The organism is Mycobacterium persicum (assembly GCF_002086915.1).
GTDB classification, from domain to species: Bacteria; Actinomycetota; Actinomycetes; order Mycobacteriales; family Mycobacteriaceae; genus Mycobacterium; species Mycobacterium persicum.
The window spans coordinates 2,316,333-2,330,441 of the sequence record NZ_MWQA01000001.1; the positions used below are offsets into that span (position 1 = coordinate 2,316,333).

The window sequence follows — 14,109 nt, forward strand, 5'->3', positions numbered from 1 at the left end:
TTGGCGATCGTCAGTCGAGTCCCGGATCCGAGCCGGGCAGCGCGTAGGCCGTGTCGACGCTATGGGTGACAAATCCCAGGCTGTGATAGGTCCGCATGGCTGCGACGTTGTCCGACTCCACATACAGCATCACGGTGGGTTCTTGGGCAGTGCCGGCGCCGGCCAGCCGCCGCGCCAACGAGCTGAGACCGATCAACGTCAACGCCTTACCGAGTCCACGTCCTTGGGCTGCCGGATCGACGCCGAGAACGTAGACCTCGCCAAGGCCCGGCTGGTCGTGGTGAATCTTGGTCCAGTGGAAACCCAGCAGCTTGGCCTCGCGGCCCGAGGAAACATCGAACGCCAGGAAAAGGCCCGCCGGATCAAACCATGGTTCGCCGCGCCGTTCGGCCAACTGCAATTGCGTCCAGCCACCTTGTTCCGGGTGGTATGAGAACGCGGCGTTGTTGACCCGAAGCAGCTCGGCATCATCGGTCGGGCCGGCGTAGCGGCGGATCCGCAGCCCGTCGGGGATTGCCGGTTCGGGGATATCGCGCAGCGAGCGGCGCATCTGCACCAGTTCGCGCACCGGGGCCAGACCCAGCGCCGCGGCGGTGGCCCGCGCGGCTTGCAGGGTGCCGTGCGCCCAGAATTGGTTTTTCCCATGGGTTTTTGTCAGCGCGGCGCACACCATGGCGGTGCCGACACCGCGACGCCGGGCCTGCGGGTGAACGACCAACTCGGCCATCGCGGAATCGGCGTCGTGAGCCGGGCTCAGGTTGAGATAGCCGACAATCGCGTTGCCCGCTCTTGAATCAGAGACCACCAGATGGTGCGTGCGCTGCTGTCCCAATTCTCGCAGCACCTGCTCGCCCACCGGCGCTACGCCGTCGAATTCTGTTGCCGCCGAGATTATTTCGCGTACTTCCTGCTGCTGATCGGCTGTCAGCGCCGAGCGCCACTCCCCTGGCGTCACTGACTGCGCAGCGGGTCGACCAGCGGGTCCTGAAAATCTGCGGAGTCGGGTCCCGATCCTTCGTCGTCGGGCTCGACGACCGCGGTTCGGCCCCGCGCGGGCCGCACCGCCTTGTAACCAACGTTGCGGACGGTGCCGATCAGGGCTTCGTGCTCGGGGCCGAGTTTGGCCCGCAATCGCCGAACGTGCACATCGACAGTGCGGGTGCCGCCGAAGAAGTCGTATCCCCATACCTCGTGGAGTAGCTGCGCACGCGTGAAAACCCGTCCGGCATGTTGAGCGAGGTATTTCAGTAGTTCGAATTCCTTGTAGGTGAGGTCGAGCGGTCGGCCGCGAAGTCGCGCGGTGTAGGTGCCTTCGTCGATCACCAGTTCCCCCAGGCTGACCTTGCCGACGCCTTCCTGCTCGGATAGACCGCCGCGGCGGCCAACCACCAGGCGCAGTCGGGCGTCGATCTCGGCCGGCCCGGTACTGGGAAGCAGGATCTCATCCAGCCCCCAGTCAGCGCTGACTGCCACCAGCCCGCCCTCGGTCACCACGGCCAATACCGGCGCGGACCGGCCCGCAGTGCTCAGCAGACGGCACAGACCGCGCGCGGCCGACAGGTCGTTGCGCGCGTCGACAAGCACCGCATCCGCGTTACCGGCCTCCAGAAGCGACGAAGCCTCCGGCGGGGCCGTCCGCACGTTATGCGGAAGCAGCGACAGCGACGGCAGGACTGGGTCGGGATACAGCTCCGAGGTCAGTAGTAGTAATTCCAACGATCCCCTCCAGCGTCGGGGGAAGGCATCTCCCTGATTCAGCGCAACCGGTGAACTCTAGCGGCCAGATCGTCTAACGATAACTCGCCACCTGGTCTTTGGCCCGGCGACGACGCGGGCTTTGCCTGCCGAGGAGCCGGGCAATCGACACCAGCCCGGCGACGACGCGGGCTTTGCCTGCCGAGGAGCCGGGCAATCGACACCAGCCCGGGAGGCATGTCTCACGTGCTCACCGAATCGGCTGTCATGCCACCGTATCGAGTGTGCGGCGACGGCTTTGATTGTGCATGTAGGGCGGCTCTGACCACGATCGGCCGCCCTGACGGCACACTCGGTGCCACCAGCGCACACCCGGCGCCACCAGCGCACACCCGGCGCCACCAGCGCACACCCGACGCCACCAGCGCACACCCGACGCCACCAGCGCACACCCGACGCCACCAGCGCACACCCGACGCCACCAGCGCACACCCGACGTCAGGCCTGCGTCCAGCGGGTCAAAATTCAGATGCCGTCCACACGCTGCGCCCAAAATGGGCAACTTCAGACACGATCGCCATGAAACGCCGTGGACGGCGACGCCAGCGAACTCGGCCAGACGATCGGATAGCTCGGGGCGATAGGCCACAATATGCGGATGCGCAAGGTGCTGATCGGTGTCGCCGCCGTGGCCGTCGTCGTCCTCGGCGCTGTCGGCGTCGACTTCGGCGCCAGTATTTACGCCGAATATCGGCTTTCGACCAGCGTGCGCGAGGCAGCCAACCTGAACTCTGATCCCTTCGTCGCCATCCTCGGCTTTCCCTTCATCCCACAAGCGATGCGAGACCGCTACGGCGAGCTGGAGATCAAGGCGTACGCCATCGAGCACCCGACGGTGGGCACCGCCACGCTCGAAGCCACCATGCACTCCATCGATTTGTCTCACGCATCCTGGCTGATACGGCCCGACTCGAGGTTGTCGGTGCACGAGCTGGAAAGCCGCATCATCATCGACTCCATGCACCTGGGCCGCTACCTGGGAATGTCCGATCTGATGGTGCAGGCGCCTCCCCAGGAGAGCAACGATGCCACCGGCGGCACCACCGAATCGGGCATATCGGGCAGTCGCGGGCTCGTTTTCAGCGGAACACCGAAGTCAGCCAACTTCGATCGTCGGGTCAGTGTCGCGGTGGATCTGTCCATCGATCCTGGCAGCCGGGAGACCTTGGTGATCACACCGACCGGAGTGGTGACCGGCCCCGACACCGCGGACCAGCCCGTTCCGGACGACAAGCGGGAGGCGGTACTGCACGCCTTCAGTAGCAGGTTGCCCAACCAGAAACTGCCATTCGGGGTGGCGCCGAACACTGTGGGCGCACGCGGGTCGGACGTCATCATCGAAGGCATCACCTATGACGTCACCGTTGCGCTCACCGGATTTCGGCAGTCATGACCACCGGATCGACGCCCCATGGCAGCTCAACGCCGCCAGCCCCACCCCGACGAGGCTGTTGGCTTGATCACTACGCCATTGGGTAAGCTGACCGACGTGTCAGCCCGCCTCGAGCTCAAGCTCACCAAGCGACGCGCAGTTGATCTGTGTCGCGTCACGGGCTGTTGTTGTTGCTGTAGCTGCTGAGTAGCCGCGTCGTCCGCGCAGCGCTCGGAGCAGCCTCGGAGACCCACCGTGGCATATCTCCCACCTTTTCCGTGCAATCGGCGTATCTAGGAGTAATTCGTGTCGAGTGATACCACCCCCGCCCAACTGGGTGTGGATGTCCGCGGGCCGCGATTCGCCGCGTGGCTGACGACGGGAGTCCTGGGGCTCGTCTTGATCATTTCCGCCGTCAGCCCGGTAGCTGCCGCGGTCGCTTTGGGCATCCAGGCCGTCGTGTTCGCGGTCGGAGCCGCATTTGGGCCGCGCCGGCATCCCTATGGGCTGCTGTTCTCGACGTTTGTGTCGCCCCGCCTGAGCCCGGTGCGAGAACGAGAGCCGGTGCCACCGCTGAAGTTTGCCCAACTGGTCGGATTTGTTTTCGCGGTCTGCGGCATCATCGGCTTCGCCGTCGGCCCCGTCGTGGTGGGTGTCGTTGCGACTTCGTTCGCGCTGGCGGCCGCGTTCCTGAACGCGGCCTTCGGCATCTGCCTGGGCTGCCAGCTTTACCCGCTGCTAACCCGGCTGCGGCGCGGCGCCCTTCCCGCCTAACTGCTGTTTATCTGACGCTCATCGAAAGGATTCCCACCATGGCACGCTCCGACGTCCTGGTCTCTGCCGACTGGGCTGAGAGCAATCTCAGCAATCCGGGAGCAGCCAACGTCGTCTTCGTCGAAGTCGACGAGGACACCAGCGCATACGACGACGGCCACATCCCCGGTGCCATCAAGCTGGACTGGCGCACCGATCTGCAGGACCCCGTCAAGCGCGACTTCGTCGACGCCCAGCAATTCTCGAAATTGCTCAGCGACCGCGGCATCTCCAACGACGACACCGTGGTCCTCTACGGCGGCAACAACAACTGGTTCGCCGCCTACGCCTACTGGTATTTCAAGCTGTACGGCCACGAGAAGGTCAAGCTCCTCGACGGCGGCCGCAAGAAGTGGGAACTCGACGGCCGCCCGCTGTCCACCGACGCCGTCACCAGGCCCGCGACCTCCTACAGCGCGGCCCCGCCGGACAATGCCATCCGCGCATTCCGCGACGAGGTGATCGCGGCCATCGGCGTCAAGAACCTGGTCGACGTGCGATCCCCCGACGAATTCTCCGGGAAGATCCTGGCGCCGGCGCATTTGCCGCAGGAACAAAGCCAGCGGCCCGGCCATATTCCCGGGGCGATCAACGTGCCGTGGAGCAAGGCCGCCAACGAGGACGGCACCTTCAAGTCCGACGAGCAACTGGCCCAGTTGTACGCCGATGCCGGCCTGGACGGCGCGAAAGAGACGATCGCGTACTGCCGAATCGGGGAGCGGTCCTCGCACACCTGGTTTGTCTTGCACGAATTGCTCGGGCACAAGAACGTCAAGAACTACGACGGCAGTTGGACGGAATACGGCTCCCTGGTGGGTGCCCCGATCGAGTTGGGAAACTGATATGTGCACTGCGCCGAAGCAAGGACTGACGCTGCCTGCCAGTGTCGACCTGGAGAAGGAAACAGTGATCACCGGTCGTGTCGTGGACCGCGACGGCCAAGCCGTGGGCGGCGCCTTCGTCCGACTGCTGGACTCGTCCGACGAGTTCACGGCGGAGGTGGTCGCGTCGGCCACCGGCGACTTCCGGTTCTTCGCCGCGCCGGGCTCCTGGACGGTGCGCGCACTGTCGAAAGTCGGCAATGGTGACGCGGTGGTCAGACCGTCGGGCGCGGGCATTCACGAGGTCGACGTCAAGATCGCCTGACGGCCGCTCCAGGCTGATCCCGGATAGACTCATCCGCGTGGTGCTGTTCTTCGAGATCATGCTGATCCTGGCGACAGTGGTCATCTCCTGGTTCGCGCTGTATGCGCTGTATCGGCTGATCACCGACGAGTCGTGACCCCAGACGACGGCCGTGACGGGCCGGTTGCGGGCTCCGGCGACCGCGCCGTCGCTGGAATTTTTCAAGCGGCCGAACGCGCGAAGCTGACCGCGGCCCGCAATATTCCCGCCTTCGATGATTTGCCGCTGCCCGCCGACACCGCGAACCTGCGCCAAGGCGCCAGCCTGCACGACGCACTGCTGGCACTGCTGCCGCTGGTCGGTGTGTGGCGTGGCGAAGGGGAGGGCCGCGCGCACGACGGGGACTACCGCTTCGGCCAGCAGATCGTCGTCTCCCACGACGGCGGAGACTATTTGAATTGGGAAGCCCGGTCGTGGCGTCTCACCGACACCGGTGAGTACCACGAACCGGGTTTACGCGAGACGGGCTTCTGGCGTTTTGTCAGCGATCCCGACGACCCGAGCGAGTCGCAGGCCATCGAGTTGCTGCTGGCGCACTCCGCCGGTTACGTCGAGTTGTTCTATGGCCGCCCGCGCAACCAGTCGTCCTGGGAGTTGGTCACCGACGCGTTGGCCCGGAGCCGCTCCGGCGTGCTGGTCGGCGGGGCCAAGCGGCTCTACGGCATCGTCGAAGGCGGCGACCTCGCCTATGTCGAGGAGCGGGTGGACGCCGACGGCGGATTGGTACCCCATCTGTCGGCGCGCCTGTCCAGATTCGTGGGCTGACGACACGTGATCCGCTGACGGTCACCGGCCCATTTGTTGCCTTCGGCCACTGGTTCTGCGTGTACTGTTCGACGTCCGAGCAGCCGATACACCAAAGAAAGGAGCCGGCGGATGGCGCGCAGCAGGACACCCTCGCCGGTGGCTCGCTGGGTGGTGTCGGTAATCGGGGTGCTGTTGATCGGATATCTCGCCGCGGTAGCCCTGCAACCAGCGATTCTCGATCTGCTGCCGTCATGGCTGGGCTGGTTCGGCCGCCCGGGATCGATGGCGACCATCGCGGTCGTGGTGTCGGTTTTGATCGCGGTCTCGGTGCTGAACTTCCGGGGAAACAGCAGTCACCGGCTGGTGGGTGTTTCGTTCACCGTGATTGCATTGCTCATCACCATGAGCGCGGTGTTGGGCCTCAGCTCGTACTGGGGTTGTCATGACGCCAACCATCCGGCTTTTTTCACCCCGCTGATGTGGACCGCCCAACTAGTCAAAGGCAGCACCGGGGACACCTCGCTCAGCGGGCGCACCTGCCCCAATCCCACGCCCGTCGGCCTGGAACTGGCCCGCATAGCGGCGCTGTCGGCGATCTTCACCGGCTTGGGCGGCGTCGTGGTCGGCGTCTTCCGCTCCCAGGTGGACCGGCTGCGGGCCAACCTCGCCGACTCGGTCACCGCGATCGTGGGTGTCGACGACGACACCGAATCGATGGTCAGCGCGATCGCGCGGACGCTGGACCGGCGCAGCACCCTGGTGGTGATCACCAACGCCGGCGATGACCGGGTGCAGCGGGTCCGCAGGTTGGGCGCCCGGGTGGTGCTGGTCGACCTCAACGCCCCGTCCACCCTGGTGTCGCTGCGACTGTGGCGACATCTCGGGCGGCTCTATCTGATGTCGCCCGATCCGGCGACCAACCTGATGTGGCTGGACCTGATCGGTCGTCGGCTCGCCGAGATCGGCGACAAACAGCGGTTGCCGCTGATCGTTCGCATCGACGACCCGTGGCTGGCCGAGGCATGGCGGGCCCAGCAGTTCGGCGGCTCCGACACCAGATGGGCCGCCGACGTGGTCGGCCGGTACGAGGTGACCGCCGGCCGACTGCTCGACGGCATCATCGCGACACCCAATATACGGCGCGTATTTATCTGCGGCACTTCACAATTGACGCTGGCACTGTGTGCCGACCTGACTCGGCGAGCCCTCGAACGCGACTTCTACACCCCGCCCGGGGTGCCGCCGCTGCCGGCGCTCACGTTGGTGGAACGAGACGCCGACGACTACCTCAAGGACCACCAGTTCTACCGCCAGCAGGCTGGCTTCTTGTCGGAGGGCCCGATGATCGACGCGGTGCCCGAGGCGCCGACGGTCCCGACTCTGCTGCGTCTGATCGGTGACGCCGACCCGGCGACGTGCGCGGTGATTCTGGTCGACACCCATTCCGCGGCCACCGGAACCAGGCTGGGCGCCCGCCTGCCCGCGATGCCCGTCTACGCCTGGGACCCCAACGCCCGGGGCACCGACGATTCCTCGCAGATCGTCGGCCTGCTGCAGACCTACAGCCTGGCGCTGGACACCCGCCAGGGTCAGGTACAGGACGCCTGGGAACGCGCGGCGAGGCTGATCCACGAGCGCTATGTCGCCACCATCGACCCGAACGCGCCGAGATCCCCGGCGGTGATGCCGTGGGCCCAACTCGACGAGTTCTACCGCGGGTCCAACCGTCGCCAGGTGCGCAACGCGCTCTGGATGGTCGAACGGATCGCCGGACACACCTGGAACACCTGGGGCACCCCGCCGGCCCAGCTCTCCGGCCGGGACATGGCCGATCTGCCGCCGCTGGAACAGCTCGCCCTGATGGGCTTCGACCGCTACTCGGCGCTGAGCATGGCCAAGGCGGAACACGAGGACTGGTGTCGCTACTACCGTCGAAACGGCTGGAAGTACGGAACCCCCCGCGACGATTCCCGCCGAATCCACGACAAGCTGGTCGACTGGTCGGAGGTGGAGAGCAATCCCGACCTGCTCAACGCCGCGGTGCGCAGCCTGGCGGCCACCCTGTGGAGCCTGCGCCAGCTGGGCTACCGGTCACGCCCGATGTGGCGATCCTTCACTCGTGTCGGGACGGTCACCGCTGAGCAGCGGAGCAGCCCGTGGACATGGAAGTCGGATTCGGGCCAGACCATGCGCGCGGCCGCGGGAGACTGGGCCGTCCACGCCGACGGCAAGACCTGGTCGGTGCGCGACGACATCTTCAGGGCCACTTACGAGGACGTTGGCGACGGACAATGGCGCAGGAAGGGGCAGGTGCAGGGTCGGCCCGCGCACGCGGGCGAGACGATCAACACCCTGGAGGGGCCGACGACCGCCGCGGACGGAGACTGGGTGGTACGCGGCAGTGACGGCGAGCAATGGCCAGTTCCCGGGGACGAGTTCGCCCGCCGCTACGTCGAACTTCGTCCGCCGGAGGATGCGGACATCCACGAGGGACCGGATAGTACTACCCATCGGCGCCAACCGGCGTCATGATGCGGCGCACGTTTGCCAAAGCCAGATTGCTGTGCTCAATGCCATGCGCTACCGTCGCTTGACGGATTCGCCGTGTTAGCTCCCCGCGCCCCCTCAATCGGAGACTGCTATGGCCATATTTATCAGCTACTCGAGCCAAGACCGGTCGTCGCTGGAAGCCCTGACGACGGCGCTTCGGCGTGCCCAGCAGCAGGTTTGGTTCGATCAAGAGCTGGGCGGCGGCGATGCTTGGTGGAACAAGATCCTGGAGCAGATTCGCGCATCGGACGTGTTCATCGTCGCGCTGTCGAATCACTGGCTGCAGTCCAAGCCCAGCCAGGCCGAATTGCGCTACGCGCAAGCTCTGCAACGGCCGATCCTTCCGGTACAGGTCGGGCCGGTCGACAGTGTGCGGGTAAATCCGGTCTCGACGTTGCAGATCATCAACTACCAGAACCCGACCGTTGATGCCGGCATTCAATTGGTCACGGCGATCCACGCGCTGCGCGACAAAGTGCCGCCGCTGCCCTCGCCGCTGCCGGAGGAACCACCCGTACCGTTCGGCTATCTGATGCGGCTCGGCGACACCCTGGCCGAAAAGGAGCTCAGCCCCCAGCAACAGCTCCAAATGCTGGTGGAGCTGCGGTCGGGGCTCGACGAGGACGGTGACGATCCGAGCGCTCGCAGCGATATCGCGCAGCTGCTGCGCATGCTGCGGATGCGACACGACGTCACCTACCGCACCCGCACCGAAATCGACAATGTGCTCGCCGAAATCGGCGCCGTCGAAGCGGGCCCGGCCGCCGCATCGTCAGCGCCGCAAGCCGAACCGCAACCGACTCCGGTGCCGGCGACCGAGGCGGCGCCCGCACCCAGCGCCCAGTCTCGGCCATCGCCGGCGCAAGTGGCGCCAAGCGGGGCCAACGGCCAGTCGAACAAGCGGCTGCTCGTCATCGGCGGCGCCGTCTTGGCCGTCGTCGTCGCGGTCGCGTTGATCGCGGTGTTCGCCACTCAGGGCGGCAACCGGAAACCGGTGGCCAAGCCGGGTGGCTCCACGGTTCCGGCGGCTCCGGCGGCCTCATCCCGCATCGAACCGATGCTGGTCGGCGCCGCGGAAGTCGGACAGATTCTCGGAGACCAGAACATGATGGTCTCTGCGCACGGCGACCAACTGCGCACCCCGCAGGGGACGCTCTCGGACCCGGCATGCCTGGGGGCCTACGAACCCCTCCAGGAGTCGGTGTATCGGCCCCATTCCCCTACCGAGGTGCGCAGCCAAGTCCTGCACACCCAAGGCGAGAACCCGGCGCACCGGGTGATCGAAGCCGCAGCTACCTTCCCGTCGGCCGAGAAAGCTCGGGCATTTGTACAGGCGTCCGCAGACAAATGGGCGGCCTGCGCTAACCAGACAGTCAAGTTCACCACTTCGACCAAAACCAGCGAATGGACCTTCGGGGATGTGACCGGGGCTTCCCCCAAGATCGCCCAGGTACGCACCGAGACCGGCGGCAGCGGGAAAGCCTGCCAACATGTCATGAGGGCGGTATCGGATGTGGTCATCGAGGTGGAGGCCTGCGGTACCGACATCGGTGACGGAGCCGGCCAGATCGCGGAACAGATGAGCACCAAAGCGGCGAAGTGACACCGGCTACAAATGGAGCGGCCCCCGAGCGCATTTCCGGTTGGACAGACCGGAAGCTCGAGGGCCGGGTGGCTACGTGGGATTCGCCAGCGCGCGTTGAACGCCGGCTCTTCCGAGCCATTGCAGCTAGCGCGTAGCCACCTCACATGTCCATGAAGCTATCAATTTCGCGGACCACCTCCTTTCCTGTGTACGGCTGACCGTACCCTCACTTCGAGCTGCCGACAACAGAATTGGCGTCTTCAGCGGTCGCTGACGATGGCCGCATCGACCAATTCGGCGAACGCGGCGGCGATCGGTGCGGGGGGTAGTCGCCGGCCGTTGAGGGTGTGCACGCGAGCCGCCAGGGTCATACTCGATACCAGCCAAACCCCTTGAGCGGCAACCAGATCGGATACTCGCAAGGCCCGGTAGTCGCAGTCGTAGCCGTTGGCCCGGGCCACGTGGAAGAGGGCTTGTTGGGTGGTGCCGCGCAGGATCGGATACCACGGCGGCGGCGTCAGCAGGCACGGATTACCGCCGGCCATGCCGTCATCGTCGGTAGCGATGATCACCGTGGAGCGGGGTCCTTCGAGGATGTAGCCGTCGGTGCTGACGAAGATGACGTCGCCGGCGCCTTGCCGGGCGGCGTGACGCAGGGCGGCCATGTTGACCGCGTAGGACAGCGTCTTGGCGCCGGCCATGAGCCAGGGCATGGTGTCGGCGCCGCCGGCCGGCAGTCCGCGGTCCAGGGTGATCGCCGCGAGGCCGGAACGCCGGACCGCGCCGACCCGGTCCGGGACGGGGTTGACCATCACGTAGGCCGTGGTCGCGGCGGGCTCACCTGCCGCGAGCGGCGGACCGCTCTCCCGGCCGCGGCTGTAGATCAGCCGCATCGCACCCTCGTCGCGGGTGCCGGCAACCCACCGCTGCGTCGCCAGGTTGATCGCGTGCCGCCAGCCGGCGAGGTCCGGTTCGGGCAGATCCATCAGTCGGGCCGAATGGGTCAGCCGTTGCAGATGCGGCTCCACCAGACATGGCGCGCCGTCGCGCACCAGCAGCGTCTCGAAGACACCGTCACCCCGGACCGCGGCGAGGTCATCGGCGCGCAACAACGGCGTCTCCGGCTCGAGGATTTCCCCGTCGAGCGTGACGACAACGCCAGTCTGCCCAGCCATGCCCCAGGAGCCTAATGGCGCCACCGTGATCGCAAGCGCGGCAGTGCCGCGCGCAGCGGGTCGAGCCCGCTCGGTTCGGGGAGTTCGCTGCGTCGAGTTTCCGTAGAGTCTTTCCGTAGAGTCGACGTGTGAACGCAGTGCCAGCCCCAGACCCAGGTCCCGACGCCGGCGCGATCTGGCATTTCGGTGATCCGTTGGGTGAACAGCGCGCGGCCGAAATCGAGGCCGTATTCGTCGACCGCTCCCACCGGGCCGTCATCACCTTGACCGGCAAGGACCGGCAGACCTGGCTGCACAGCATTTCCACGCAGCATGTCAGTGATCTGCCCGAAGGTGCCAGCACCGAGAATCTCAGCCTGGACGGGCAAGGCCGGGTAGAAGACCACTGGATCCAAACCGAGTTGGCTGACACCACCTACCTCGACACCGAACCGTGGCGGGGCGAACCGCTGTTGAGCTATCTGCGAAAGATGGTGTTCTGGGCCGCCGTCACCCCTGAGGCCGCCGACCTGGCAGTGCTGTCGCTGCTGGGCCCCCGATTGGCCGATCCAGCGGTACTGGACGTGTTGGGCCTGGATGCATTGCCGTCCGAAATGGCCGCGGTCCCGCTCGCCGGCGGTGGATTCGTGCGCCGGATGCCGGCTCCCGCCGGGCATATCGAATCAGACCTGCTTGTACCCCGCGCTGGCTGCGCTGACTGGCAGCACCGCTTGGCGCACGCCGGTGTCCGACCGGCCGGGGTGTGGACCTACGAAGCGCACCGCGTGGCCGCCAGACGCCCCCGGCTGGGCGTCGACACCGACGAACGCACCATTCCCCACGAGGTGGGCGGGATCGGCGGGCCCCGGCTCGGGGCCGTACACCCGGACAAGGGCTGCTACCGCGGACAAGAAACCGTCGCGCGGGTGCACAACCTCGGCAAACCGCCGCGAATGCTGGTGCTGTTGCATCTGGACGGGTCGGGGGATCGGCCGTCCACCGGTGACGCGGTGATGGCGGGCGGTCGCGCCGTCGGACGCGTCGGAACGGTGGTCGAGCACGTCGACCTCGGCCCCATCGCTCTGGCTCTGGTCAAGCGTGGCCTGCCTGTCGACACCGAGCTCACGACCGGCCCCGATGCCGATATCGCCGCGGTGATCGACGCCGAGTCCTTGCCGCCTGCCGACCACGTTGGCGCCGGGCGGCTGGCCGTCGAACGATTACGACGCGGTGTTCGGTGAAACGTGTGACGTCCGCCATGCTGGCCGCACTTGGGTGCCAGGGCGTGCCCACGCTCGCGCACGGGCACGGTAAGCTGTCGGCAGGACAATAACGACACTAAGAGATCGGAGCCGCCTCCTCGTAGGCCGCTCCGTTATTTCGCGAGGGGGTCCCCCCATGGGCCGCGGCCGGGCTAAGGCAAAGCAGACCAAGGTTGCTCGAGAACTCAAATACAGCTCCCCGCAGACCGACTTCCAGCGGCTTCAGCGTGAGCTGTCGGGAGCAAGTGCCGATGCATCCGACCACGTAGACGACGACGTCGACGACTCGTGGGCCGACGAGGACAGCTGGCGCCGCTAGAAGCGCACCCAGGGCCGCGTTTTCCCCCGTTCTGCGGCCGTGCGGGCCGTCGGATCCACAACTACGCGAATGAATACCCGGCGATCGGGCCGCGTTTTCCGATGAGCCATCGGTAGGGGCGATCCACCCCAACCGTAGGTACGAGTGGGCCTGTTAACGGCTGGACCGGGGTGGTGTTGCTTTCGGTGCCCCTCCGGCAAGGACGGCAACGACGTTGTCCGTTTGTTGTCCCGCTCAGTCATCCTGAGCAGCACGTGGGCATGATCCGCACTGTTGCGACGAAATGCGGGATTCCGGGTGAGTATCTGCTGTCATACTCGGGACGTCTGATTTCGGTGTGGCCCGTCGAACGGAAGGCGTGCGATGTCGTTAGTGGTGGCCCAACCCGCATGGATGGTAGAGGCGGCGGCGGCCTTGGCCCGGGTGGGATCGGCGGTTGGCGTTGCGGATGCCGCCGTGGCGGGGGCTACCACGACGGTAGAGGCTGCTGCTGCCGACGAGGTGTCGGTGGCCGTCGCGGCGTTGTTCGCTAACCACGGGCAGGCCTATCAGGCGCTCAGCGCCCAGGCTGCTGTCTTTGAACAGCAATTTGTGCGGGCGTTGGTGGCCGCAGCAAACTCGTATGGCGGTGCCGAAGCGGTCAATGTGCAGCAGCTGGTGCTCGATGCGGTCAACGCCCCTACGCGTACGTTGTTGGGACGTCCGCTCATTGGTGACGGGACGCCGGGCGCACCGGGTCAACCCGGTGGGCCCGGGGGCCTGCTGTACGGCAACGGCGGCAATGGTGGTGCCAGCACGACCGCGGGGGTTGCCGGTGGTGCTGGGGGGGCCGCGGGATTGATCGGCAATGGAGGCGCTGGGGGTGCTGGTGGGGCCGGGGCAGCAGGGGGCGCCGGGGGTGCGGGCGGCTGGCTGTACGGCAACGGCGGCGTTGGTGGGTCCGGCGGGGCCGCGGCCGTAGCGGGGGGCCTGGGTGGCAGCGGCGGGGCCGGCGGTGACGCCGGATTGTTCGGGTTCGGCGGAGCCGGTGGGCGCGGTGGAGCCGGGGGACTCGGCACGGACGGGGTGAATCCCGGTCTCGCCGCGCCAACCACGCCCGCGGCTCACGGCGTCAACGCCGGCGCCCATGCCGGAGGGGGGCCCGGCTCCGACGGCACGGTCAGCGGGCAAGCTGGGGGCAGCGGCGGCACCGGCGGCACCGACAGCACCGCCCCCGGGGCTAATGGTGGGGGTGGTGGAGGTGCTGGTGGAGCAGGTGGTCCCGGGGCACCCGGCGGCGCCGGCGGCGCCGGTGGCGCCGGCGACTCCGGCTCCGGCTTTGGTGCCGGCGGCGGAGGCGGCGGCGGGATCGGCGGCACCGGCGGTGG

General features: G+C 66.9%; 14 protein-coding genes. 11 read left to right on the forward strand and 3 right to left on the reverse strand.

Annotated features, from left to right (window positions below; translation table 11 throughout):
* Window positions 1-10: 10 nt before the first annotated feature.
* Together mshD and B4U45_RS10460 are read right to left on the reverse strand one after the other, a co-directional pair.
* Window positions 11-955 carry a mycothiol synthase gene (gene mshD / locus B4U45_RS10455; protein ID WP_075549428.1) on the reverse strand — a complete coding sequence of 315 codons (945 nt, stop codon included), beginning with the start codon at window positions 953-955 and terminating at the stop codon, window positions 11-13.
* Window positions 952-1,716: a winged helix-turn-helix transcriptional regulator gene (locus B4U45_RS10460; RefSeq protein ID WP_075549429.1), complete on the reverse strand. Its 765-nt coding sequence runs from the start codon at window positions 1,714-1,716 to the stop codon at window positions 952-954. The genes mshD and B4U45_RS10460 overlap by 4 nt, the downstream gene beginning before the upstream one ends.
* A 631-nt stretch (window positions 1,717-2,347) precedes the next feature.
* Here B4U45_RS10460 and lmeA point away from each other — a divergent pair.
* The 8 genes from lmeA to B4U45_RS10495 all read left to right on the forward strand — a co-directional run bounded on the left by lmeA (window position 2,348) and on the right by B4U45_RS10495 (window position 10,025).
* Window positions 2,348-3,148: a mannan chain length control protein LmeA gene (gene lmeA, locus B4U45_RS10465; RefSeq protein ID WP_075549430.1), complete on the forward strand. Its 801-nt coding sequence runs from the start codon at window positions 2,348-2,350 to the stop codon at window positions 3,146-3,148.
* 18 nt (window positions 3,149-3,166) lie between these two features.
* The gene (locus tag B4U45_RS30370) at window positions 3,167-3,334 is read left to right on the forward strand and encodes an Ms5788A family Cys-rich leader peptide (RefSeq protein WP_368076808.1); all 168 of its coding nucleotides are present in this window, start codon (window positions 3,167-3,169) and stop codon (window positions 3,332-3,334) included.
* 99 nt (window positions 3,335-3,433) lie between these two features.
* Entirely contained in the window at window positions 3,434-3,901 is a 468-nt protein-coding gene (locus B4U45_RS10470) for a DUF4395 domain-containing protein (RefSeq protein WP_075549431.1), read from the forward strand.
* Between the two features lie 38 nt (window positions 3,902-3,939).
* Window positions 3,940-4,782: a sulfurtransferase gene (locus B4U45_RS10475; RefSeq protein ID WP_075549432.1), complete on the forward strand. Its 843-nt coding sequence runs from the start codon at window positions 3,940-3,942 to the stop codon at window positions 4,780-4,782.
* Window position 4,783: 1 nt separating this feature from the next.
* Complete coding sequence (locus B4U45_RS10480) at window positions 4,784-5,086, forward strand: DUF1416 domain-containing protein (protein WP_023367979.1); 303 nt, start codon at window positions 4,784-4,786, stop codon at window positions 5,084-5,086.
* 132 nt (window positions 5,087-5,218) lie between these two features.
* Window positions 5,219-5,890 (forward strand): heme-binding beta-barrel domain-containing protein, encoded by a 672-nt coding sequence (locus B4U45_RS10485; RefSeq protein ID WP_075549433.1) that lies wholly within the window; start codon window positions 5,219-5,221, stop codon window positions 5,888-5,890.
* Between the two features lie 111 nt (window positions 5,891-6,001).
* Window positions 6,002-8,404: a hypothetical protein gene (locus B4U45_RS10490; protein WP_075549434.1), complete on the forward strand. Its 2,403-nt coding sequence runs from the start codon at window positions 6,002-6,004 to the stop codon at window positions 8,402-8,404.
* A gap of 109 nt (window positions 8,405-8,513) precedes the next feature.
* Window positions 8,514-10,025 carry a sensor domain-containing protein gene (locus tag B4U45_RS10495; RefSeq protein WP_075549435.1) on the forward strand — a complete coding sequence of 504 codons (1,512 nt, stop codon included), beginning with the start codon at window positions 8,514-8,516 and terminating at the stop codon, window positions 10,023-10,025.
* A gap of 242 nt (window positions 10,026-10,267) precedes the next feature.
* Here the strand turns inward: B4U45_RS10495 and B4U45_RS10500 are convergent, their stop codons facing one another.
* Complete coding sequence (locus tag B4U45_RS10500; RefSeq protein ID WP_075549436.1) at window positions 10,268-11,182, reverse strand: aminodeoxychorismate lyase; 915 nt, start codon at window positions 11,180-11,182, stop codon at window positions 10,268-10,270.
* A 128-nt stretch (window positions 11,183-11,310) separates the two neighbouring features.
* On the opposite strand from B4U45_RS10500, the gene ygfZ reads away from it, so the two are divergent.
* The 3 genes from ygfZ to B4U45_RS10515 all read left to right on the forward strand — a co-directional run.
* Window positions 11,311-12,402: a CAF17-like 4Fe-4S cluster assembly/insertion protein YgfZ gene (gene ygfZ / locus B4U45_RS10505; RefSeq protein ID WP_219859393.1), complete on the forward strand. Its 1,092-nt coding sequence runs from the start codon at window positions 11,311-11,313 to the stop codon at window positions 12,400-12,402.
* A 157-nt stretch (window positions 12,403-12,559) separates the two neighbouring features.
* On the forward strand, window positions 12,560-12,742 hold the full coding sequence (locus tag B4U45_RS10510; protein WP_075549438.1) for a DUF3073 domain-containing protein: 183 nt from the start codon (window positions 12,560-12,562) through the stop codon (window positions 12,740-12,742).
* Window positions 12,743-13,105: 363 nt separating this feature from the next.
* Window positions 13,106-14,109, forward strand: a 1,004-nt coding sequence (locus B4U45_RS10515) for a PE family protein (protein WP_219859394.1), incomplete at its 3' end; no start/stop codon positions are given.

Bases quoted from the DNA above. Each gene is read 5' to 3' on its own strand.
- B4U45_RS10495 (WP_075549435.1), top strand. From the start codon at position 8,514: ATGGCCATATTTATCAGCTACTCGAGCCAAGACCGGTCGTCGCTGGAA.
- B4U45_RS10500 (WP_075549436.1), bottom strand. From the start codon at position 11,182: ATGGCTGGGCAGACTGGCGTTGTCGTCACGCTCGACGGGGAAATCCTC.
- B4U45_RS10510 (WP_075549438.1), top strand. From the start codon at position 12,560: ATGGGCCGCGGCCGGGCTAAGGCAAAGCAGACCAAGGTTGCTCGAGAA.
- B4U45_RS10490 (WP_075549434.1), top strand. From the start codon at position 6,002: ATGGCGCGCAGCAGGACACCCTCGCCGGTGGCTCGCTGGGTGGTGTCG.
- B4U45_RS30370 (WP_368076808.1), top strand. From the start codon at position 3,167: ATGGCAGCTCAACGCCGCCAGCCCCACCCCGACGAGGCTGTTGGCTTG.
- B4U45_RS10475 (WP_075549432.1), top strand. From the start codon at position 3,940: ATGGCACGCTCCGACGTCCTGGTCTCTGCCGACTGGGCTGAGAGCAAT.
- lmeA (WP_075549430.1), top strand. From the start codon at position 2,348: ATGCGGATGCGCAAGGTGCTGATCGGTGTCGCCGCCGTGGCCGTCGTC.
- B4U45_RS10480 (WP_023367979.1), top strand. From the start codon at position 4,784: ATGTGCACTGCGCCGAAGCAAGGACTGACGCTGCCTGCCAGTGTCGAC.